This is a genomic window from Bacillus sp. PK6-025 (assembly GCF_056530265.1).
In genome coordinates, this window is record NZ_CP096509.1 from 2907265 (window position 1) to 2930011 (window position 22747).

Sequence of the window (22747 nt, forward strand, 5' to 3'; positions counted from 1 at the left end):
TCACATTTATGATTGATCAGCGGTTTTCCCCGCCCATCTCAGCAACAGAAACATCATCCCCGCTAAAAATGCGACAATGGCCAGCATCACGATATCCAGCACTCCGCTCACCTCCTTTCATGTTTTTTGCACGAAAAAAAGCCGCAAGAGAACAAACCTCTTACGGCTTTTTTGGGCACAGTTAAGAAACCGTGCTTTATGCACGTTTTTTGGTTCTCTTTAAACGCTTGCGAGGTTAGCTGTCGGATTCAGGTGCAAAGAGTCACCTTACCTTGAAAAGGATTCACCCCAAGTGGCAGCGCCACAAAAAATTGGTTCCCCCGCTTCCAATTGGAATTCAGCGGTTACGTTAATTGGAAATTTTATTCAGTTTTTTGATGAGATTTATATTACGCCCGTTCAATCATCGTGTAAAGTTTCATAAATGATCAAATTTCCTCGTTTATCAATTTTATAACCTTTTTTACACAGTTTATGACTTATTACCTTCTATTTTCTCTTAATATCTCGTTTTCTCTTTCATGTTATGGCCTTTACCTGTGAAAAACGGCGGATAAAAAATGTGTCGAAGCCCCGCTCGGAAATTCGAACGGGGCCGTTTTTTGTTAAAAGTCAAAGTTATCAGGATCAGGACCGACACGGGTGTTTTCATTCAGCCCGTCAATTTGCTTCATTTCCTCGAGGGTCAGTTCAAAATCAAATACGTCCGCGTTTTGGGCAATTCGCTCCGCTTTTGTCGACTTTGGAATGGTGATGACTCCGTTTTGCAAATCCCAGCGTAAAATGACTTGAGCAGGTGTCTTGCCGTGCTTGTCCGCGATATCTTTCAGCAGCGGGTGGCTGAGCAATTGGCCTTGCATCAGCGGCGACCATGCTTGAAGCTGGATGCTGTGCGAACGGCAAAACGCTTGCAGCTCTTTCTGCGTGAGCCGCGGGTGATACTCGACCTGGTCGATCACCGGTTTGACGGCGGCATCTTTCAGCAAGTCTTCCAGATGGTGAACGTGAAAATTGCTGACGCCGATTGCTTTTACGCGCCCTTGTTCATAAAGAGTTTCAAGGGCTTTCCACGCCGCTTTATAGCGCCCTTCAACAGGCCAGTGGATCAGGTATAAATCCAGGTAATCGAGCCCGAGCTTTTCGAGACTCGCTTCGTAGGCTGCAATCGTTTCGTCATAGCCTAAATCGTCATTCCAGACCTTTGATGTTACAAACAAGTCTTCTCTAGAAATTCCGGCTTCTTTCAACCCTTCGCGAATTCCTTGGCCAACCCCTTCTTCATTTCCGTAGATGGCTGCCGTATCGATACTGCGGTAGCCGTGCTTGATTGCCGTTTTTACGGCTTGCACCAGTTCGGGCCCTTCCTCTACTTTAAACACGCCTAGTCCAAACCAGGGCATGTCCGACCCGTTATTCAATGTGATTCGATCTTGCAGATTTTTTGCCGTCATCTAATTGGCCTCCTCATATTTTTGTATACATCATGCGCAGTTTTTCTTTAAAGCTTGATTTTGTTTTTGGTCATTTCGTTCCAGCGCCCTGCTCCAGCCCGTCAGCGCGACGGCGCCGAGCACCATCAAAGCTCCGGCCCATGGAGTGTGAATCAAACCGATCGACTGTGTGATGGCGCCTCCTGTATAAGATCCGATCGCGATCCCGGCGTTGAATGCAGCGATATTGACAGCTGATGCGACATCTACCGCCCCCGGAACAAACCGTTCAGCCAGAATTACCACATAGGACTGGAGCCCGGGGACATTCATAAATGCTAAAAATCCCATCAGCATGATGACGATAAAGCCCGCTGCCTGATAAGGAGCAGCCGCCGTTAAGATGAGAAGCACAACCGCTTGGGCGATGAACATATAGAATAATGCAGTAAGCGGTTTTTGGTTGGCCGCTTTACCTCCGATGATATTTCCGAGCGCGACGGCAATGCCGTAAGCAAGCAAAATGACGGCAACAGCTTCCTGTTTAAAACCTGTCACATGCTGAAGCAGCGGGGATAAATACGTAAAGACAACAAATGTTCCTCCATAACCAAGCGCCGTAATGATGAATAAAAGCAGCAGACGGCCATTGGTTACAAGTTTCAATTGGCTCTTGAAAGACGTTCGGACGCCTTTCGGCAAATCGGCCGGAACAAGAAAGCTGTTGGCGATAAACGCCAGTGCGCCGATAGCGACGATCGCCGCAAAAGCAATCCGCCAGCCGAACAGCTGACCGAGGAACGTGCCGATGGGAACTCCGGTAATCATCGCAATCGTCAGACCGGTAAACATAATTGATATCGCTCCGGCTCTTTTATCCACCGGGACCAGGCTTGCCGCAATCGTTGAACCGATTGACATAAATACGCCATGAGAAAACGCGGAAATCACGCGGGCGGTTAATAAAACACCGATGCTTCCGGCACATGCCGCAAGCCCGTTTCCGATCATAAAAATAATCATAATCACAAGCAACAGCGCTTTTCTCGGCATACTCGATGTGACAGACGTCAATACGGGTGCGCCGACTGTCACGCCCAAAGCGTATAACGATACAGTCAGCCCCGCGGTCGTCACTGAAATGTTCATGTCATCAGCAATTAAAGGCAGAAGCCCCACGCTGATGAATTCGGTTGTTCCGATGGCAAATGCGCTGGCCGCCAAGGCTAAAAGCGCTAATGTACTGCGTTTTTTATCATGAACAGAAGTCATTCTTTTTCCCCCTTTCGTTTTTAATGTATAGCAAATGTCTGCCGGCAAATGATATTATGGTACATATCATCTATAAAAAAAAGTACGCACTTTTAAGTGCGATAGGAACCAAAAAGTTAGATAGGTACTTTTCGGTTCCTATGGTTTGGAGGAGAACATGAAGCCGAAAAAGTACAATATATCTGTCGAAGCTACACTTGAAGTAATTGGAGGTAAATGGAAATGTGTGATTTTGTGCCATTTGACGCACGGCAAAAAACGCACGAGCGAGCTGAAGCGGCTGATGCCGAACATTACGCAGAAAATGCTGACCCAGCAGCTGCGCGAACTGGAGGAGGACGGCGTCATCAATCGGCTCGTGTACCAGCAGGTGCCGCCGAAGGTCGAATACGAACTCAGCGAATACGGATGGACGCTTAAAGACATATTGGATTCATTGTGCGCCTGGGGTGAAACACATATTACGAAAGTGTATGGAGACAAATTTGCCGTTTTGGAGGACAGCGTGCTGAATGAACAATTAAAGGAAACATAATAAATAGATGGAGGTCAGGATGGGAAAATGGTTTCTTTCCGGGGGCGGAGATGCGCACCAAACTGAACGGCTGGATCGACATTTTGCCGGGAGCCTCTGCCCGCATAAGCCTTTGTTGTATATTCCGATTGCCATGGACGCCGACAGGTATGATGAAGGCTTCGATTGGATCAGCCGGCTCTTTCACCCGCTCGGCGTTAAAAATATCGTGATGTGGACGGATGTCAAAGGCAAAACCGTGCACGATTTAGACGCATTTTCTGCCGTATATATTGGCGGAGGAAATACGTTTCGTCTGCTCAAACAATTCATTGAATCACATTTTATCGAGGTGTTAAAGCGCTATGCCGAAAGCGGCGGCGTCATTTACGGCGGAAGCGCAGGCGCCGTCATTCTCGGAAAGAACATCATGACTTGCTCTTATATGGACCGCAATGCTTGCGGATTGCGCGATTTTAACGGATTAAAGCTTCTGGGAGACTATGCGGTTTGGTGTCACTACAAGGTTGAACATGATCCGCTGATTAAAAGGTATAGGCATGCCTTTGACACTCCCGTCATCGCCTTGCCGGAAGAAACGGGAATCGCCGCAAGCATTTCAGACATCCGGGTCATCGGAACAAAGCCCGCACGGATTTTTAATGAAGACGGCGCGGTATTCGTTTCAGATCAATTTGTTTTATAAAGCAAAAAACGCTTCGGCTCATCGGCGAAGCGTTTTTCTTGTTTTTGCGGCTGCAAGCCGTTTGACCAGGCTTTCCGTCAGAAAAAACACGGTGAGACTCAAACCCAGCAAAACAGAAAAATTTGACATCAACGGCTCACGATCAACATATTCAAAAGCATGATGCACAAAAAGTATCACAGCCCAGAAAATGATAGCCGCACGGCAAGCTGTGTCTGCGGCTTTTTTCCTTTTGGGTCTGCATACATGACAGCGCCTCCCAAGGAGACTCTCACGCCCCAATCTGCTGATTTCCTTCGCACTTACTGTGTTTTGATTTCCTCTTCCGTTTCATAAAACCGAGCCAGCTCCACAATCATCGCTCCCATTCGTTCGAGGCCGGGAGCGAGCAGGCGTTCAACTCCTTCTTCTCTTAAAGCTTCTGCCGTCACTTTTCCGACAGCGGCTGCCAACACGCTGTCTTGAAAAGATTGGACAATTTTCTCCGCATAGCCGTTTTCTTTCGCAAAATGAAAAAGCGAGCGGACTTGGACGGCTGTTGTAAAGCAAACTGCATCCACTTCACGGTTGATGACCTCGCTGCACAATAAGGCGACGGTTTCCCGGTCCGGTGCAACATGGCGATACGGCAGAAGCGGAAAAACAGCTGCACCTTTCTCTTCCAAAAACTGAAGCAGTGACGGTGCGTTTTCGCCGTGAAGCTGGACCATCACCCGTTTCCCGGAAAAATCATTGGATTGAAGCGAGTCGATCAGTCCTTTGGTGGTGCCGTCTTCATCCGCCGCAACCGGCGTAATGCCGAGCTTTTTTAATGCGGCGATTGTTTTGTAGCCTCTCGATGCCGCCTTCGCCCCGCGGATCGCTTGTAAATAGCGCTCACCGATCCCCAGTTTATCAGCTAGGTTGACAAGCGTCTCCGTCCCGATTCCTGTCGTAAAAATCACCCAGTCGGCTCCCGTTTCAACAAAGGCTCGCAAATCAGGACCTACTTCTTTTTCGGCCAAAAACACGGTACCCTGAAGGGAACGTACGACGGGAACCCCGCCTTGCTTTTTGATTAATGTGCTCATTTCATCCGTTTTTCGCGATGCTCCGATGGCAATTCTTCTGCCGTTCAATCCTTTTCCCAATCCAATCCCTCTTTTCCGTATCTGTTTCTATCAATGTAATGGTTTACTATCATCTTCCAAATGAGATATGATTGAATTATCAAAAAATAACAGGAGGTTTTTCAATGCATTCTCAATTTGAAACCCGAGCCGAGCATTTGACGAAACATGCCCGTTTTTTCGAGTATACCACTGCCTCTGACCCGATTGGAAGCGGAATAATCAGTCCGATTCCTGTGAAAGAGTTCGGACCTGAATTGTATGAAACAGGTGAAACGCGGATCATCCCGCTGGACATCTCAGAAGAACTGAAGACGGAATATCCCGCTTCAAGCCCTTCCCTTCTCGCCCACTTCATCAAGATTCGTTCGGGCGACACGATTCACACCGCCCCCCGCGCGACAAGCGAACTATATTACATTGTCAGCGGCGCAGGGCGTACCGAAGCGGGCGAAGATACGATTCACTGGCAGAAAGGCGATTTTTTGACTTTGCCTGCCGGTTCAAGCAGCCAGCATACCGCAGCAGAAGATGCAGCCATTTATTACATCACCGATTCACCTCTCCTGCATTATTTGGGCGTAAAGCCGTCGGAATCCCGCTTTCAACCAACCATCTACACCGCTGAACAGGCAAAAGCAAAATTGGCTGAAGCGGCCGCCGCTCCTGACGCCCGTTTCCGAAACCGTATTTCCGTTCTTTTAAACAATGATATATTCGATCAAACGCTGACGATCACCCATGTATTGTGGGCGATGTTCGGCATCGTGCCTCCCGGCTCCAATCAAGCGCCCCACAGCCACAAGTCGGTGGCTCTCGATTTTGTCGCCTATGCCGCACCAGGCACGTACACATTAGTCGGAAGCAAAATCGATCCGGACACAAAGGAAATCATCGATCCGAAACGGATTGACTGGGTAACCGGAAAAGCCTTCATTACACCGCCGGGATTATGGCATTCCCACCATAATGAGTCAGGTGAAGCGGCCTATATCATCCCCATCCAAGATGCGGGCCTGCAAACGTACCTCCGGACACTGGATATTCAATTTCAGCATTATGAAAAATGAAAAAGCGGGAAGCCGGATCATTCTTTTCGGCTCCCCGCTTTTCTATTCGTTTTTCGCTTTCTTGGAAATCATGTCCGCGATTTCTTCGGCCTGCGCCTGAACAGCGTTTGGATCATACGGCCAGAACCTGTCCGGATCGAGGAAAAAGACCTTGCCTTTTTTCACCGCGTCAAGCGACTTCCAAACCGGATTGTCCTGATCAAGCTTTCCGTTGTATGATTCATCGACAAATATGTAGTCTCCGGCATATTTCGGCAGAACTTCGAAAGATATGGCTTTATATCCATCAGCTGTATCAATGGCATCCTTTTTAACAGATTCAGGCGGCGTCAGTCCCAGCTGCGTATAGATCGCCTCTCCGCCCCGATACCCGTAGGCCCCGTAGACATACACAGATTTTGCATATGCGCCGATTAAAGAGAACGTTTCGCCTTGCACAGATGCATCTTTGATTTTCGCGCGGGCGACTTTCATTTTTTGATTAAACATTTTCGTCCACTCCCGGGCCTCCTTTTCCTTGCCGAGCAGCGTGCCAAACGTTTTCATTTCATCGCGTGCATCTTTAAACGTGCCGAACGGATAAACGACAGTCGGAGCGATTTTTGAGAGCTTTTCATATTCTTTTTTATCGTTTGTCATCGATACGATCAAATCGGGTTTAAGCTTAAGAATCTTTTCCACAGATACTGAAAAACCGTCTTTTCCCCCGATATTCTTTATTTCTGAAATATGATCTTTAATATAGGGACTTTCAAGATATTTCCCTGTTTCTCCAAGCGGCTTGATTCCGAATGCAAGCATTGTCCCTGCATATCCTATCGTAACGACGCGCTTCGGATTGGCCGGTACAGTGACATTTCCGTTGATTGTTTTCACCACTCTTGTTTTCGCTTCGTTCTTTGATGCCGTCTGTTTTTGGCCGCTTTGACAGCCTGAAAGAAAAACAGAAAATGCGAGTAAAACGGTCAATATATAAGAATACTGCTTTTTCGTCATGTTCAACCCTCCAATTGATAATAATTATCATTATCAATATAAAGGATAATTGTCACCATGAGAAGTCTTTATTTGCTTTACGGCTGATCAGGCCGCTCATTCCGTCGATAGTATTCGATGACAAATTCTTTAAAGTTGCGTGCCGCCGGCGATAAATAATAGTCTTTCAAAACGGCGAGACCGATCGTCCTCTCAGAACGGTAGTCTGACACTCGGCAAAATGCCACCGGAGAATGGATATGTTCCGCCGTTTTCGGCAGGATCGCCGCACCGAGCCCTGCTGACACAAGGCCCAAAATCGTCGACACTTCTTCCCCTTCAAACGCAAGCTTCGGGCTGATGGACAGTTCCCGGCACATTTGATCAAACACATATCGAAGACCATAACCCGGCTTAAAACCGACAAAGTCCTCATGGGCAATGGATCTGATCGCGACTTCTTTCCGATTTGCGAGCGGGTGGTCGGCGGGAAGCACCAGGTAAAGCGGTTCAGTATCCAGCACCGTCCATTCAAGAAGTTCGTTTGGAAGGGGTGGTGAGCTGAGACATATATCAGCCTCGCCCGTCTCCACCATATGCTGAAGATGTTCATTTGCGGCCTGATACAGACGGAACGCAACATTCGGGTATTTCTTTTTAAAACCGGCAATCAGCTGCGGCATCAGGCGTGAACCAAGCGTATGCAAAAAAGATACCGAGATTTCCCCGGCATTCGGATTGACGCTTTCCCTGATTTGCTGGACGCCTTCGTCAAGAGCAAGGCGGGCCTGTTTCGCTTTGATAAGGAACTGCTCGCCGTACTTTGTTAGGCGGATCGATTTTGTTTTTCGAATAAACAGCGGGACGCCCAATTCTTCTTCAAGCTTTTTGATCGACCTGCTCAAAGCCGGCTGGGAAATCCTTTGTTCCAGGGCGGCTTTTGTAAAGTGTTTATGCCTGCTCACGGCAATAAAATGGTCAATTTGATAGAGTTCCAATGCTCATCCGCTCCTTCATAACTAGAATGCATGATGTTGATAGATATTATAAATTAGACACATCACAAATGAAAGCGTACCATGAAACATAGATTGTCATTCTGGAAAAGAGGAGCTACCATGACTTACATACAGCCGCATACGAAAGATTATCAAAAAGCAAGCATCGCTTTATTCATCAGCGGTTTTGTGACATTTGCCACGCTTTACACCACACAGCCGCTCATGCCTCTGTTTGCGGAGGAATTCGGCATATCGGCGGCAGCTGCAAGCTTAACTTTATCCATTTCAACAGGTATATTGGCTTTTGCACTGCTTACGGCAGCAGCTTTATCTGACGGATTCGGCCGGAAGACGATTATGGCAATATCCCTGTTTGCGACATCTGTGCTCGGCCTCTTGACCGCCTTTAGTCCGAACTTCGCGGCGCTCTTGGTGATGAGAGGGCTGCTTGGCTTTTTCCTTGCAGGCGTACCCGCGATCGCCATGACTTATGTCGGAGAGGAATTTGATCCGCGAGGGCTCGGGAAAATGATGGGGTTATACATTAGCGGCACAAGCCTTGGAGGAATGAGCGGAAGGCTTTTGACCGGCCTTTTGACAGACTTGTTCAGCTGGCGTGCAGCGCTTGGAATCATCGGGGGATTATCAGTGCTATTAAGCTATTTGTTTTGGATTTTGCTGCCCCGGCCACAGCACTCCGCTAAGCGAAAAACGAGCATGAAAAAGGCGAGCCTCGCCTACTCTGCCGTCTTGATGAACAAACGGCTGCTGTCGATTATTTCACTCGGATTTCTATTAATGGGAAGCTTTGTTACGCTATTCAATTATATCGGATTTCAATTGATGGGACCTCCGTACAGACTCTCTCAAACTGTCATCGGGTTCATCTTTATCGTTTATTTGGCAGGGGCAATTAGTTCCGTTTATATGGGAAAGAAAGCCGACCGTTTTGGCAGCCCGCTGATGCTGAAAATCGGGATTGCCATTATCGCGGGAGGCGCATTGCTTACGCTTCTGCCTCAGCTTTCTCTGAAAATCGCCGGAATCGCTGTCTTTACATTCGGATTTTTCGGCTCGCATTCGATCGCAAGCTCCTGGGTCGGGCAGACGGCCGGCGAACAGCGCGTTCAAGCTTCCTCTCTTTATTTGCTGAGCTATTATCTCGGCTCAAGCTTAGCGGGGTCTTTCGGAGGCTTCTTCTGGACTCATTTTAAATGGCCGGGAATCGTCGCCTTCATTACCTTGTTGCTTTTGGCCGCTTATCCGGCAATTTTCTTTGCCGAAGCCAAAAGGAACAAGCGGCAAGACGATACACAGATCCGAAATAAAAGCTAAACTTTCTTCACCACATGCCGATATTTAAATCAAAGCCAGCATGACGATTCCTCCTGAAGATCAGCCGTTTTTAGAATGAATAAATGCAGCCTGTCATGTTGGCTTTTCCTTTATCTCCCTCTATAATGGTTTGAGGGGGAATCATCTTGCTTAAAACAATTGGATTTAACGGATTTTTGGCATCTGCATGTTTGAATCTTTTTCTCAGGTTTGGGCTCAAAATAAACGGCACAGCGAATGATATCATCTCAATGGTCTCCCTGGTCTTCGTACTGATGTACGTATGGGGAGATTTGAAAAAACGAAGTGCAAAAACGCTCATTTTACAAGGGCTCGCTCTAGTCACCTCTGTGGCGTTATTCGTGTTTGTCATCATGAAAGGGCAAACATTCATTGATTCTCTGCCTTTTTTCGAGGGCTGGGAGACGCCGGCAAAATGGGGATATATTTTGCTCGTTTGGTTCTTGGGATTAAACCTTTTCATCTATATCAATGAAAAATCACAAACTCTAAAAAAGAGGCATCCTGTTAAGATTACAAGACCTAAATTGAAAAAAGATAAATAAATTAAAGGGCATAACATATTTTATATGACTAATATGTTATGCCCTTTCTTCTTCAACTAACGCCCCCGTTACTTTAAGTACATTCTTTCACAAAGTTAGTCAGATTGATGTTATTTGAATGCGCAGCACCGTTGTACTACGTAGCTAATAGATCTGTTGTTTTTTCGGCTTGATTATTCAACATTAGCTTCTATTGCTGAATAGTTGAAAATGCGAAAAAACATGCTTTATTACCTGTCTGAATACTCTTTTGAGTATTTTAAAAGGTCCGGACTCGAGTATAGTCGCGAACCATGATTTGAAATATTTCAAACTGACTGTATGTGTATTTTACATTTTGATCCATCATACTTATTCACTCAATGTTCCTATATGATAAATATTCTAAAAATTCCTTGGACGCAAGGGAAAGTGATTTTTGGTCCCTTGTGGCTATACCAATATTTCTAAATGCAGGAATTTCAAGCTCTTTCGCTATAATCTTGTGAGGAATACGCTTCAAGATCAATTCTGGTAATATACTGATTCCTAGTCCGTTTTCCACCATAGACATAATGGCATAATCATCCCATGTTGTAAAATTAACTTGGGGTGAAATTTGGTGCATCTCAAAAATTTCAGAGATTTCTGCTTTTGCTCCCTTTTCCAGTAGCATAAACGGACTATTCAATAAGTTATCGATTGGAAATTTTTCGCAATTAGCAAGAGGATGATTTAATGGCATTACGACCAGCAAACGGTCTTGCTCCACAAAGATAGTATCTAAATCTGGTTTTGATGGAAGTCGCACAAATCCAAAATCAACACGTCCATTTAGAATCCAACTTTCAATTTCTGTATAATCACCAAGCAGAAGTTCAAAATCAATCTTTGGGTAATCCTTCTTAAAAATTCTAATCATATTAGGAAGCCAATGGGTTGCTACGCTAGAAAATGTCCCAATACGAATCATCCCAGTCTTTATATCGTGTAACTCTTCGATCTGAGTCATTAAGATCTCATGCTCATTACATATTCTCTTTAATTGGGGCAGTAACTTTAAGCCATCAGAGGTTAAATTAATACCGGCACGTCCTCTTTCAAAAAGGGAAACCCCCCATTCCGTTTCTAAATCGTTAATCATACGGCTGATCCCCGACTGTGTATAGTCCAAGCTTTGAGCAGCTTTTGTAAAGCTACCCAATTCTACTACTTTTACAAACGCCACATATTTTTGGATATTCATACTCGTTTCCTTTTCCATCTGTTTTTGTCATGCATATCATGAGAAAAATTCGTTTTTGTAATACATATGAACATGATATGTTATTACTATCAAAAATTCAAGTTAGGAAAGGCTAGGGATATAAAGATGTTTTTTGTGAGTGATATTATGGAAAAAGTACCAGATAGCTATAAGTCTCCGCTACAAAAAATGGTCTACGAATCATTGACAAAGTTACAGATTTCATTTAAACGAGTGACTACTGATGAAGCCATATCAATGGAGGACTGTATCGAGATCAATCAAAAATTGGATATGAAAATGGTAAAAACGCTGTTGCTCTGCAATAGTAAAAAGACAAGGTTTTATTTATTTATAACCACCGCTGATAAGCCATTCAAATCAAAAGATTTTAGCAATGCACTTGACATTTCACGCGTATCCTTTGCTCCGCCGGAACTAATGGAAAGTATTCTTGGCGTAAAAATCGGTGCTGCTACTGTATTTGGCGTTTTAATGGACAAGGAAAATGTTGTGCAGGTTGTTTTTGATAGGGATGTGCTTTTGGAAGAGTGGTATGGATGTAGCGATGGAACGACAACCGGATATATGAAGGTCAAAACAAAGCTGATCGTCAATAATTTCCTAACTTATGCAAAGCATATTCCGACAGTAATCGAAGTCTAAATTCGGAAAAAGAATGGCGATTCATTACTTTATTTTAATAACAGGTTAATTCTATGCGAAATATAAGCAGTTTCGAGATTATTAGGAGTAGACGATGAAAACTAAAAGGTTCAAAGGAGGGAAGTTTGTGGATCAAAAGCGATTATTACTAATCTATGGTTTAGTATTTTTTGTCACAGCTATTTGGGGACTTAATATGGTTTTAATTAAAGTATTGGTGGAACATTTACCTCCACAAACCATGACGGCATTTCGAATTATGATGGCTGGGATTACGGCATTGATCATAATTGTTCTTGGAAAATCATTTCGTCGTTTATCGAAAAGAGAATGGATTTATACACTACTCGGGTGTGTTTTTGGTGTCATTCTACATCACTCGCTTATAGCAATAGGCTTAACAATTATTGATGCTTCGAATGCTTCTTTAATTCTATCATTAGTACCACTTACAACAGCAATACTTGCCGTCCTCTTTTCAGGTGAACAATTAACAAAATTGCGAATCATAGGATTTCTCCTCGCATTAATTGGTGTCTTTTTTATTCAAGGTGGTTCATTCAATAATATGCAATTGTCTCAAGGAGAATTGATTTTATTTATTGCAATGTTCGTCCAAGCCATTAGTTTTATTTTTGTAAAAAAGGCAACAGCAACTCTCGATTCCAAACAGGTAACAACAATAATGTATTTATTAGGTTCAATAGGTTTGTTGATTATTAGTTTTATAACTGAACCTAAAGGATTCAACGAAATGACTTCAGCCACTTTCTTTATTTACTTTTTATTTATTGTGTCAGGGGTAGTGGCAACAGGTGTGGGGTATATAGTTTTTTATGCAGCGATCCAGCAGATAGGAGCCGGAAAAACAGCCATATTTAATAACTTTGTTCCTTTTTTTGGTCTTGTGTTCTCCGCACTTTTCTTAAATGAAAACATTACAGCTTCACAATTAATTGGATTTGTAATTATTGTAGCTGGAGTTCTATTTGGAACAGGTTATATTGAAAAACTTTGGGCGAAAAAGCATAATCGGATTAATAATACACAAAAGAGTATAGATTAATATCCATTTTTTAGTATTAACTGCTTAATTTCACCTACATCGTTTATATTCCATTTGCGATAATCTCAATATCTAATTAACAAATATAATATGCCAAAGAAAAGAGGATACATGCTCATATATTGAACATAATATCCTCTTATAAGTTTAGTCTATTTAAATCAATTCAGAATGCCTCTTTTTGTTTTACGTTCTTGCAATGTGGTTCGCATTCACGTTATGTTGGGAAACGCCGCCGTCCCACACATCCTTTGCATACCGCCCTTCTTCCAAAAGTCCGGACAGCCAGCTTTGCGACTCTTCCTGACTCGCTCCCTGTACAATGCGGTACGCCTCGCACAAAGCTTGTTCAACAGCGGGAGCCATGTGGCTTCCGTCTCCGCACACATACAGGCGGCCGCCTTCGTTCAACAAGTGAATCAGCATGTCTGCATCCTCTCTGAGCAAATCTTGCACATATGTTTTCGGACGGCCTTCAAGCCTGGAAAACGCTGTATGCAAATGGACGATTCCGTCCTTTTCCGCTTGCTCCAATTCGTCTCGATACAGAAAATCTTCGTTCGGACGGCGGCAGCCGAAGTACAAATGCGCTTCACCGAGCTTTATCCCGGCATCACGCTGGAGGCGGCGCGCCTGAAGAAATCCGCGGTAAGGTGCGATTCCGGTGCCCGGTCCGACCATGATCATCGGTGTTTCAGGATCTTCAGGAAGCCTGAAGCCTGACTGGGGCTCCCTGATGAAACAAGAAATCGCATCTTTCGGCTCAAGGCCTGCGAGATAGTTCGATGCAACCCCCTTATATTGCCCGCGGCCGCTCAATGCCGGGCTGCTTACGACAGAGACGGTGATGCTTGTTTGCCGAGGGTTAATCTGCGGCGAACTGGAAATCGAGTAATACCTCGGTTTTAGCGGAGGCAGAAGCGCCAGAAAGCGGGCGAACGGCAGTTCACAGGCCGGGTATTGCTCAAGCAGGTCAAGCATTGTCAGCCGTTTTTTCAACACTTGATTCTTATAGACGTCATCTTTCAGCAAATCTTCAAGCTCGCGCTGATGAGGCGGACATACAGTATGTGCCGCCAACTCGCGAATCTGGGCCCTTGCAGCCGGTTCCTGCAGCTCGACACAATGTTGAAAAAGATCCTTGACATGAACGGGCCGCTCCAAAGGCAAATGTGATGCTTGACTCCGGCCGCTGATCATAATTTGTTCATTTCCGTTCAGCCCAAACCGCTGAAAAACGCGTTCAATCAGCACCTCGCTGTTTTGCGGAAGCACCCCGAGATGGTCTCCCTCCTGATATGCGGTACCTTCAGGAAGCGATATTTCAATATGCCTCGTGCTTCTCCCGCTCTCTTCACACTGCAGTTCCCGGTTTGCCGATATTTTCGCTGTAAACACTTGATAAGCTTTAGCCAGCGGCGAAGCCGCAGGTGCGCTTACAAACTCGACAGATATGGCTTGTCTGTCTGTTTCTGTTTGATTCGGCTCGGGTTCGGACAATGAAAATTCGGTTCTTAAAAGCGGCCACAGATCGTTTTTCCATGACTCAAACTGTCCTTCAAAATCATCGCCTGCGTCCCCTTCTCCAAGCTTGTGCAGCCTTTGGGCGCCTCTTTTTTCCAATGCGCTGTCAATCAGGCGCGGAATCCGCTGGTAGGTGCTGGCCCAGCTCCGGTTACCGCAGCCGAATACCGCATATTTGACACCGTGCAAATCGCCTGTCTGATCATGCTCAAGCCAATGGACAAATTCCCTTGCGCAATCGGGCGGGTTTCCGTTATAGGAAGCCGTCACAATGATAACAGCCCCTTCTGCCGGGAGGTCGCCTGAATATTGATCAAGCTCCGCCATCCGGCTTCGATATCCTTGCTCACGCGCTTCTTCAGCAAGCTCCTTTGCAACCTCTTCGGCTGTGCCGAGATTTGAACCGTAGAGCACAAGGAGAGGGGTTCCGTGCGTATTTTCCGCAGCCGGTGCGGAAGGCTTTTCTTCCTGCCGCATGTTCTCTTCAGGTTGAGCACCCGGCGTCACCATCATTGCTTCTTTTTTCCTCGGCCTTACCCTGATTGTGAAGCCATCCGGTTTTAATGTCAGCGATTCTTTGATCTTCAATTGATAGTTTGCATGATCTTCAAGATCAAAGTACTGAAGAATCATGCCGAGCACAAGCGTCGCTTCGTGAAGGGCGAACTGCATGCCGATGCATGCCCTTTGGCCGTTGCCAAACGGTTTGTATGCGTGCGCCGGAATGCTGTCCATCTGCTCGAACCGTTCAGGCCGGAACGCCTCGGCATCTTCTCCCCAGACGCTTTGATCCCTGTGCAGTTTTGGGATGAGCACTGTGACGCTCTGGCCTTTCGGAATCAAGTATTTTCCCCCGATAACCGTTTCGTCTTTTGCGTAAAGAGAAAAAGCCGGCGCCGTCGGCCAAAGCCTTATCGATTCATTCAAAATCATTCGAATGTATTTCAGCTGCTGAACCTGTTTGTAGGAAGGAACGGGATCGGTCAGCACGCGGTCCGCTTCTTCATACGCTTTCTTAAGCTTATCCGGATGCTTCAGGAGCAGATAGGTCGCAAACGATAATAAACCGCTCGTCGTCTCGTGCCCGGCGATCAAAAACGTAATGATTTGATAGCGGATATTCTCATCATCCAGTTTTTCGCCGGTCTCAGGGTCTTTCGCATGAAGCATAAGCGATAAAAGGTCATTTCCGCTTTCGCCGCCGGCCTGCTTCCGGTCAGCGATGATCCGGTCAACAAGAGAAAACATCGACTCAACATCGCTGTCAAACTGACGCTTCGTTTGGACCATCAGCTTATCCTGCAGCGGAAAGCGCTTCGTCTGTCTCATCGCTTCGCTCAAACCCCGGACCATGCTCTCGATAAACGGATGCTGCCCTTCGCGGTAGAAGCTGTTAAATCGGTAGTTAAATCCGCATAAGCCGATCGTATCCAGCGTCAGCCGCGTCATATCATCCGGTACGTCAATACTTTCATCCGGATTGAGACGGGACCATTTTTGGATGAGCTGGACGGCGATGTCCTGCATCATGGGATGGTATCCCTTCATCGCTTTTTGGCTGAAGCTCGGCAGAAGGATATTGTGGGCTTTCCGCCAATTGGGTTCCTTCGTCCAGCTCGTAAACAGCCCGTCTCCGCTGAACTCGCGAACTTTCAATAGCCCCTTCCCCATGTTTTTGTCAAACCGGGATTCGTCAGAGACTTCTTTAACCAGTTCATGGCTGGACACAAATACCCCAATCGCATCCGCAAACTTAAATTGAAAGATAGGCCCCATCTCATCCGCGATTTTCCAAAGAGACTGGGAGACCTTGTTTTTGTCAAGCAAAGGCAGGTTGCCGAGCGGTCCGTAAGTTTTAGGGATTGGAATTCCATTTAACGTGTTCATGAAAATCATCCTTTCTGTTTTGAAAAAAGCTTTTCATCCATGATGTTTGACAGCATGCCAGGAACATTCTTCAATCTCTTTGATCAGTCCGGTAGGATCTTCGATTTCCCCAGCCCTTACCAATTTCTGAATATGAACGAACGCCCCGAATACCACAGCCGACAAGATGTGAGAAGGCAAGGGGCGAATCACACCGGCCGCTTTCCCTTTTTCAAAAAATAAATAGACGAAATCCAGCAGTTCGTTTAAGACTTCACGGCTTTTCTCTGTCAGGTAATGAGAGGTTTTGTCAATTTCCAAAAAATAAAGCGCATGGACATTTTCCTGAGAAAACTCGAAAAGGCAGCGGAAAATATGCTGAAATTGTTTTTTTATCCCTGCTGAATCTTCAGGATAGTCCTCCTCAATCTTTTCTTTAAATCTCTTCACACTGTCTTGGAACAAGACGTTCACAAGGTCTTCCTTGCTGTCAAAGTAGCGGTAGATGGTGCCTGCACCGACGTTTGCCTTCTCGGCAATCATCGGAATGGTTGCAGCGTCAAAGCCACGGTCTGCGAAAAGGACGAGCGAAGCCTCGATAATCTTCTGATATTTGCTTTCCGATTCCATTGATTTTGCCCTCCAAGCCAGCGGAATGAACGTTCATTCCGCTTTTTCCAATACATTCACTTTTTGACAGAACACTCGAAAATTCCTTTTTTAATATAAAATTTTTTAAAGAAAAACAAAAAAAGGGAGAATAGACCCAACTGTTGACATGAGTTGAAATTCATAAATCGAATGCAGGCAGCGCGGCTGTTTAATAGTATTCTTATATATTAATTTCGATTAAAAAAGAGGAACTGATATGTCATCAGTTCCCTCTGCCATCGGATTATTTTGCTTGTTTGACTTTTAATATGCTCGCTTTGCTCGTATTGCCGGCTTTATCTTTTGCAGTGACCGCTAAAACAGTGTTTGCCTTTTGTTTTTTTATTTTAACGGAAAACGCGCCTTTTTTATCGGCCTTGCCGGTTCCAAGCGTTTTCTTTCCTGCTTTGACGGTGATGGCGGCGTTTGCCTCTGCTTTCCCCTTAACGGCCGTGCTCTTGTTTGTTACCGTATTCACTTTTGGCGCGGGCGGGGGAGTTTTGTCAAGCACAGTGACGGCTTTCGCTTTGCTGACATTCCCGGCTTTATCCTTTGCTGTAACACTGATGACCGTTCCGGCTTTTTGCCTGCTGATTTTCAGCTTGTATTCACCTTTTCCGTTCGCTTTACCGGAAGCGATCGTCTTTCCTTTTACTTTTGCGCTGACTTGCGCGTTTGCTTCTGTTTTTCCCTGAATCACCGTACTTTTATCGGAAACCGGATAAACTTTCGGGGCGCCTGGCGGGATGACATCAGCAACCGTCATTTTAACATCGCCGCTTTCTCTGTAGTCATCAGCAGATGCGGAGACATACAAAACGGCATATTCTTTTTGCTTATTGATGTTCACTTTAAACGCTCCGGATGCATCCGCTTTGCCTTGCGCGATCACTTTTTTGGACGCGTTTTTCACTTTGATCGTGTAGCCGGCTGCCGTTTTCCCCGTTACGGCAGTATCTTTGTTCGTGATGCGTTTGACGGAAGGGTTTTTCGGCGCTTTTTCCACGACGGTTCTGAGCGAGGCTTCCGCCTGATAACCCGATGCCGCGACATGAAGAACTTGCCCCGCCTTCTGGGCCGGAATTTTCACTGAAAACGCGCCTGATTTTCCGGCTGTTCCCGTGCCCAATACTTGCTTCCCTCGCAAGATTTTGACCGCCACACCGCTTTTGGCTGTGCCTGTCACTGCCGTATGGCGGTTTAAAACGGGATGAACCTTCATGTTCAGCTCAAAAACGCTGGCTGCGTGATAAACATTCAGCCTCCCCCACCCGGAAACGAAATCATAACCAGGGATTTGAGCAGCCGGTTCTAAATCCAGATCATAGTCCGGGTTGGGATTATCCTGTTCTTCAAATGCCACATCTGCTGTCGTCTCGGTCAATAGCTTTGCGACTTGCTTTGGTTTCAAAGATGGATTCTGTGACAAAAGAAGTCCTGCTGCAGCTGCAACATGCGGCGCCGCCATGGATGTTCCGCTCATATAAGTGACATTTCCGTCCGGAACGAGGCTTGGAATATCGGTTCCCGGTGCCACCATATCGAGACCTTTTCCATAATTGGAATAGTCCGAGACGAGATCTCGGAGACGCTTAATTCTGCAGGACACTCTTCTTCCGCCTCCTGGTTTGCCGGAGGCAGGGTGACGCCTTCATAGCTGATGGTGTAAGAAATATCTGTAATTGAAGTGGTTTCGTTTTCCTCATCATGGTGATTTTCTACTTTTATGTAGTAAGGACCTTTCCAGGCAATCGGAAAATCGATTAAAGCGGGATTATTTTCATAGGAGTAGCCGTTGTATCTGTCAAACGTTTGGTGATCAGCTGCGTTTTCCAGGCTGGAGTAAACGGAAATGTTCAGCTCTGCATCTGATTTCAGTTTAACGCGGAAATGCGTGTGGTTTGCGATTTCCTGATTTGAAGGATTGATTTTATACCAATGCACCTCATCATCGCTTTGAAATGACGCTTCAACTGGGGACGCGCCGGTCAGTGTGGTTTCGTTAATCGGAACGCTGTCTTCGGCCGCCATAGTCTTCGGTAGAGGCAGCTGGCCAAAAATCAATGCAACAAGGAGAAAGAAAGCAATTGAACTTTTCACGATCCTTTTGTTCATAAATACCTCCGGAAAATATAGTAAAAACGTTCACTTTGATATTAAACCATGTTTGCTATGTTATTGGAATACTTTTCTTTAAAAATCAAAAATATGATATTTAAGATCCGGTTTCAACTCTATCAAACATAAAAAATCCCTCTCGTATGAAAGGGATGATCGTACAAAGCTCACGATTTTACCGCAGAAATGCAGCAGTCATTTTCGTTCATATGTACCGTGATGTCTCTGAAATGGCTTTCTTCAAGCAGTTGCTTGATTTGCTCTTCTGAGTATAAGGAAAAGCCTTTTGTTTTTTTCGATTTTTTCATTTGCCCTTCCAGATGGACGGCGAGAAACAGCGTGCCGTCAACCTGTAAAACACGGTAAATTTCTTTTAATGCTTGTTTGAAATCCGTCCAAAAATAAAGGGTGTGGACTGAATATACTTTATGAAAAGAACGGTCCGGATAAGGAATGTTTTCGGCATGGCCGAGCTTCAATTCGGCTTTTCCTTCTTCTTTCATATGACGGATTCGCCGCATCCCTTGCTTGACCATGCTTTTTGAAGCGTCTATGCCGCAGGCTTTGCCGCTTTCAAGCATCTCCGCGATCTGATAAAGCGCCGCTCCGCTTCCCGTTCCGATTTCAAGGATGCGCTCATGCGGACAGACATCCATTAAATTGATGGTCCATTCGTTTATATCATGATTTCCGTTTTCCATATATGACGCGACCCATTTCGACAAAATGCCTCTCGGGCTCCGCAATTGTTTTCCAAGCCATTGTTCAAACACGTTATAACACCTGCTTTAATATCTAATTAGCCCGGTTTTTCAGGTTGCAAATCGTTCAAACGGGCCTTTCACCACTCATATCGGTCAATAAACCGAATATTAAAAGCATTAGCAAAAATAACTGCATTCTTTTGTTACATTCCATAACTAGACGGCTTCAGCTTTGAAAATGTTTCGCTTTAAGAAAACTGTTTTTTTAATGAATTGGTCTATCCGCCCTTTCCACAACTCAAACCCATGCATAGTATATATGGAATTTTCACTAAAAGGTGGTGCTATTTATGGGCTTTGGTTACGGCGGCGGATGCTGCGGCGGCTGGGGTGGCTACCCTGGCGGATACGGCGGTGGATACGGCGGCGGATACGGCTATGGAGGCGGATTCGCGCTTGTTGTGGTTCTATTCATTCTGTTAATTATCATCGGCGCTTGTTACGTCTGCTAAATGAACAGGAGGGGGGCTTTAAATCCCCCCTTTTTATTTTGCCATTCAGTTTGTCCACATGAAAAAGAGCAGAAAACAAACGTTTTCTGCTCTTTCTCAATAATACCAATAATGCGGCCAATACCCGAATTGGCGCGCTATCTCCATTCTTTGGCGCCGGTACGGATTACCGTATCCGTGCTTGAAAGAATGAGGCATTGATGTATACCCGTGGCCGATAAAAGGCATTCTGCCGTTTTTCTGCATGCTTTTCACCCGCATTCATTGAATTGCTTGCTTCATATTATGCAGAAAAGCGGAGATGCGGAACTCGTTTCAGCCCCGGCTAAACCTGGTCCTTCTCCCGAGTGTAATGTGCCAACAGTTCCCTTCTATGCATCATCTTGATCTCCTCCTTTATTTTTTTTCGCGCTTTAAGCTAGCGCTGGCTGTTCATGTAAAGATATTTCAGCTGCAGGTCTTTCATTTCGTTGTACATTTGTTCGATTTCGTATTCTCGCTCGTACTCTTCCGGACTTTTAAATCGTCTCTGAATGGTTAGTGTTAAGAAGAATAGATTTATTGTCACATCGCTCACCTCCTTTCAAGTTCGCTAAAAACAAAAACAGCCCGCAGATTATCTGACAAACCTGCGGGCGCAAACAAAAACCGCCAGATAAAAACGAATCGAGTCTTTATCTTGCGGGAGGAGCAGCGTATGATTATGCCTAACTTCCTAACGGACCGGCTGTGCTGAAAAAGCATCGGTTAAGGAAGTGCACAATCTCTCCCACAGGTTTGATGAATCATGATATTGGCGTTCACAAAGTCTAATGTATGTAGTCAGTGCTGGTTTCATGTTCATCAACCTCCTTTGCTTTTTGTTTACTTTGTAAGTATATCCATCAAATTCCTGTTTGTAAACCGTTTTTTTAATAAATGGACGGATTGATCAAACAAAAAAAGCGGAGAGCCCCTCTCTGAGTCTCTCCGCTTACGATTCTTCCATCTCATCTAATTGTCTTTTATATTTAAGCGAGCGCTTCACACAATAGAAGGCTCCTCCCAAAAAGCCGCATGTCGCGAGCATCATTGTCATCTTTTGGCCGGTTTCCAAACCTTGTCCGGGAATGACCGATCCGATATATAAAAATGCGCTTACGCTGAGAAGCGTAAAAGCAAACTGCTTATAGTCTTCCATCAGCGATTTGACTTTTTTCTTCTGCATGTCATGATCACCTGCTTTTGTTTCATAATGGATATGATTCAGGATAACATAGATTGACAGATGACCAGACATGTAAATTCAGCCATTTTAAGAAATCGGGGCCAGCGCTTGCTGCAAGTCTTCCAACAGATCGTCAATATCTTCTACCCCGGCGGAAATGCGGATCAATCCGTCTGTAATGCCAAGCTCCAGCCGGCGTTCACGCGGGATCGAAGCGTGAGTCATCCGCGCCGGCACTGAAATCAGGCTTTCAACCGCGCCAAGGCTTTCGGCAATCGTAAACCATTTCAGACGGCCAAGGACAATGTCCACGTTCTCTTCTTTTCCGATATCAAACGAGATCATGCCGCCGAAGCCCGTGCTTTGCCGCTTGGCAAGCTCATGTCCCGGATGGGACGGCAGCCCTGGATAATAAACCTTTTTGACGGCCGGATGATCATCTAAAAAAGCTGCGATTTTCCTGGCATTTTGCTCATGCGCTTCCATTCTCAAGCCAAGGGTTTTCATCCCCCTCATTAAGAGCCAGGAATCCTGAGGCCCGAGAATCCCGCCTGTAGAATTTTGGATGAAATGGATCTCTTCTGCAAGTTCCTTCGAGGCTGTCACAACCAGTCCGCCGACGACATCGCTGTGTCCGCCCAAGTACTTCGTCGCGCTGTGAAGGACGATATCGGCTCCCAACGAGATTGGGTTTTGAAAATACGGTGTGTAGAAGGTGTTGTCGACAATCAGCAACAGGCCGTGCTTTTTCGCTGTTTCAGCGGCTTTCTTGATGTCCGTGATTTTCAATAAAGGATTTGTCGGCGTCTCAACATAAATCGCTTTTGTATTCGGCTTGATCGCTTTTTCGATGTCTTCAATGCTGCTCGTATCACTGAAGGTCGCTTCAATGCCGATGCGATTCATCACCTTTGTCATCACGCGGTATGTGCCGCCGTATACATCATCTGTCAACACGATGTGATCGCCGCTTTTAAAAAGCATCATGACCGCTGTGATCGCTGCCATCCCAGAGCCGAACGCGTAGCCTGCTTCACCGCCTTCAACATCCGCGATCAAGGATTCGAGCGCCGTTCTTGTCGGATTTCCCGTCCGGGAATATTCGTATCCTGTATGCTGTCCGGCGCGCGGCTGTTTGTACGTGCTGACTTGGTAAATAGGAACCGATACCGCTCCTGTTTTTTCGTCTCCTGTAATGCCGCCGTGGATCATTTTCGTTTTTGGCTTCAT

The 22747-nt window shown here is 45.7% G+C and carries 21 protein-coding genes, 1 pseudogene and 1 riboswitch; of the genes and pseudogenes, 8 read left to right on the plus strand and 14 right to left on the minus strand.

Annotated features, from left to right (window positions below):
* Nucleotides 1–210 precede the first annotated feature (210 nt).
* Nucleotides 211–353: riboswitch (cyclic di-AMP (ydaO/yuaA leader) on the minus strand.
* Nucleotides 354–605: 252 nt separating this feature from the next.
* Both M1D67_RS14905 and M1D67_RS14910 read right to left on the minus strand, forming a co-directional pair.
* The gene (locus M1D67_RS14905; RefSeq protein WP_224067324.1) at nt 606–1451 is read right to left on the minus strand and encodes an aldo/keto reductase; all 846 of its coding nucleotides are present in this window, start codon (nt 1449–1451) and stop codon (nt 606–608) included.
* 30 nt (nt 1452–1481) lie between these two features.
* Nucleotides 1482–2702: an MFS transporter gene (locus tag M1D67_RS14910; protein ID WP_318601724.1), complete on the minus strand. Its 1221-nt coding sequence runs from the start codon at nt 2700–2702 to the stop codon at nt 1482–1484.
* 157 nt (nt 2703–2859) lie between these two features.
* On the opposite strand from M1D67_RS14910, the gene M1D67_RS14915 reads away from it, so the two are divergent.
* Both M1D67_RS14915 and M1D67_RS14920 read left to right on the plus strand, forming a co-directional pair.
* Nucleotides 2860–3237: a winged helix-turn-helix transcriptional regulator gene (locus M1D67_RS14915; protein WP_020452368.1), complete on the plus strand. Its 378-nt coding sequence runs from the start codon at nt 2860–2862 to the stop codon at nt 3235–3237.
* Between the two features lie 19 nt (nt 3238–3256).
* Nucleotides 3257–3922 (plus strand): peptidase E, encoded by a 666-nt coding sequence (locus tag M1D67_RS14920; protein WP_020452369.1) that lies wholly within the window; start codon nt 3257–3259, stop codon nt 3920–3922.
* A 302-nt stretch (nt 3923–4224) separates the two neighbouring features.
* Here M1D67_RS14920 and M1D67_RS14925 read toward each other — a convergent pair whose 3' ends face one another.
* Nucleotides 4225–5052: a uroporphyrinogen-III synthase gene (locus M1D67_RS14925; protein WP_105980190.1), complete on the minus strand. Its 828-nt coding sequence runs from the start codon at nt 5050–5052 to the stop codon at nt 4225–4227.
* Between the two features lie 104 nt (nt 5053–5156).
* Between M1D67_RS14925 and M1D67_RS14930 the strand changes: the two genes are divergently transcribed.
* Nucleotides 5157–6101 carry a cupin domain-containing protein gene (locus M1D67_RS14930; RefSeq protein WP_023855360.1) on the plus strand — a complete coding sequence of 315 codons (945 nt, stop codon included), beginning with the start codon at nt 5157–5159 and terminating at the stop codon, nt 6099–6101.
* Between the two features lie 42 nt (nt 6102–6143).
* On the opposite strand, the gene M1D67_RS14935 is transcribed toward M1D67_RS14930, so the two are convergent.
* Together M1D67_RS14935 and M1D67_RS14940 are read right to left on the minus strand one after the other, a co-directional pair.
* Complete coding sequence (locus tag M1D67_RS14935; RefSeq protein WP_458117499.1) at nt 6144–7097, minus strand: ABC transporter substrate-binding protein; 954 nt, start codon at nt 7095–7097, stop codon at nt 6144–6146.
* 77 nt (nt 7098–7174) lie between these two features.
* Nucleotides 7175–8074 (minus strand): LysR family transcriptional regulator, encoded by a 900-nt coding sequence (locus M1D67_RS14940; protein ID WP_059231416.1) that lies wholly within the window; start codon nt 8072–8074, stop codon nt 7175–7177.
* Nucleotides 8075–8194: 120 nt separating this feature from the next.
* Between M1D67_RS14940 and M1D67_RS14945 the strand changes: the two genes are divergently transcribed.
* Together M1D67_RS14945 and M1D67_RS14950 are read left to right on the plus strand one after the other, a co-directional pair.
* Nucleotides 8195–9412 carry an MFS transporter gene (locus M1D67_RS14945; protein ID WP_023855361.1) on the plus strand — a complete coding sequence of 406 codons (1218 nt, stop codon included), beginning with the start codon at nt 8195–8197 and terminating at the stop codon, nt 9410–9412.
* A gap of 146 nt (nt 9413–9558) precedes the next feature.
* A complete protein-coding gene (locus M1D67_RS14950; protein WP_268510351.1) occupies nt 9559–9978 on the plus strand; it encodes a YoqO family protein in 420 nt (139 codons plus the stop codon).
* Between the two features lie 355 nt (nt 9979–10333).
* On the opposite strand, the gene M1D67_RS14955 is transcribed toward M1D67_RS14950, so the two are convergent.
* Entirely contained in the window at nt 10334–11203 is an 870-nt protein-coding gene (locus tag M1D67_RS14955; protein ID WP_145624144.1) for a LysR family transcriptional regulator, read from the minus strand.
* 147 nt (nt 11204–11350) lie between these two features.
* Between M1D67_RS14955 and M1D67_RS14960 the strand changes: the two genes are divergently transcribed.
* Both M1D67_RS14960 and M1D67_RS14965 read left to right on the plus strand, forming a co-directional pair.
* Nucleotides 11351–11869 carry a prolyl-tRNA synthetase associated domain-containing protein gene (locus M1D67_RS14960; RefSeq protein WP_261379641.1) on the plus strand — a complete coding sequence of 173 codons (519 nt, stop codon included), beginning with the start codon at nt 11351–11353 and terminating at the stop codon, nt 11867–11869.
* A gap of 127 nt (nt 11870–11996) precedes the next feature.
* Nucleotides 11997–12935 carry a DMT family transporter gene (locus M1D67_RS14965; protein ID WP_479831363.1) on the plus strand — a complete coding sequence of 313 codons (939 nt, stop codon included), beginning with the start codon at nt 11997–11999 and terminating at the stop codon, nt 12933–12935.
* Nucleotides 12936–13121: 186 nt separating this feature from the next.
* On the opposite strand, the gene M1D67_RS14970 is transcribed toward M1D67_RS14965, so the two are convergent.
* The 4 genes and pseudogenes from M1D67_RS14970 to M1D67_RS14985 all read right to left on the minus strand — a co-directional run bounded on the left by M1D67_RS14970 (nt 13122) and on the right by M1D67_RS14985 (nt 19867).
* Nucleotides 13122–16346 (minus strand): bifunctional cytochrome P450/NADPH--P450 reductase, encoded by a 3225-nt coding sequence (locus tag M1D67_RS14970; RefSeq protein WP_479831364.1) that lies wholly within the window; start codon nt 16344–16346, stop codon nt 13122–13124.
* A 33-nt stretch (nt 16347–16379) separates the two neighbouring features.
* A complete protein-coding gene (locus M1D67_RS14975; protein ID WP_023855364.1) occupies nt 16380–16955 on the minus strand; it encodes a TetR/AcrR family transcriptional regulator in 576 nt (191 codons plus the stop codon).
* 265 nt (nt 16956–17220) lie between these two features.
* Nucleotides 17221–19091, minus strand: a pseudogene (locus M1D67_RS14980) (Ig-like domain-containing protein).
* A gap of 170 nt (nt 19092–19261) precedes the next feature.
* Entirely contained in the window at nt 19262–19867 is a 606-nt protein-coding gene (locus M1D67_RS14985; protein ID WP_025811068.1) for a class I SAM-dependent methyltransferase, read from the minus strand.
* 281 nt (nt 19868–20148) lie between these two features.
* Here M1D67_RS14985 and M1D67_RS14990 point away from each other — a divergent pair, with 281 nt between their 5' ends.
* Nucleotides 20149–20310 carry a YjcZ family sporulation protein gene (locus M1D67_RS14990; protein WP_020452380.1) on the plus strand — a complete coding sequence of 54 codons (162 nt, stop codon included), beginning with the start codon at nt 20149–20151 and terminating at the stop codon, nt 20308–20310.
* A gap of 96 nt (nt 20311–20406) precedes the next feature.
* Here M1D67_RS14990 and M1D67_RS14995 read toward each other — a convergent pair whose 3' ends face one another.
* From M1D67_RS14995 to M1D67_RS15010, 4 genes are all read right to left on the minus strand, one after another.
* A complete protein-coding gene (locus M1D67_RS14995) occupies nt 20407–20556 on the minus strand; it encodes a hypothetical protein (RefSeq protein WP_479831850.1) in 150 nt (49 codons plus the stop codon).
* Between the two features lie 172 nt (nt 20557–20728).
* The gene (locus M1D67_RS15000) at nt 20729–20878 is read right to left on the minus strand and encodes a YrzI family small protein (protein ID WP_020452381.1); all 150 of its coding nucleotides are present in this window, start codon (nt 20876–20878) and stop codon (nt 20729–20731) included.
* Nucleotides 20879–21283: 405 nt separating this feature from the next.
* Nucleotides 21284–21517, minus strand: a complete 234-nt coding sequence (locus M1D67_RS15005; protein ID WP_011198155.1) for a YrhC family protein — start codon at nt 21515–21517, stop codon at nt 21284–21286.
* An 87-nt stretch (nt 21518–21604) separates the two neighbouring features.
* Complete coding sequence (locus tag M1D67_RS15010) at nt 21605–22747, minus strand: bifunctional cystathionine gamma-lyase/homocysteine desulfhydrase (protein WP_020452382.1); 1143 nt, start codon at nt 22745–22747, stop codon at nt 21605–21607.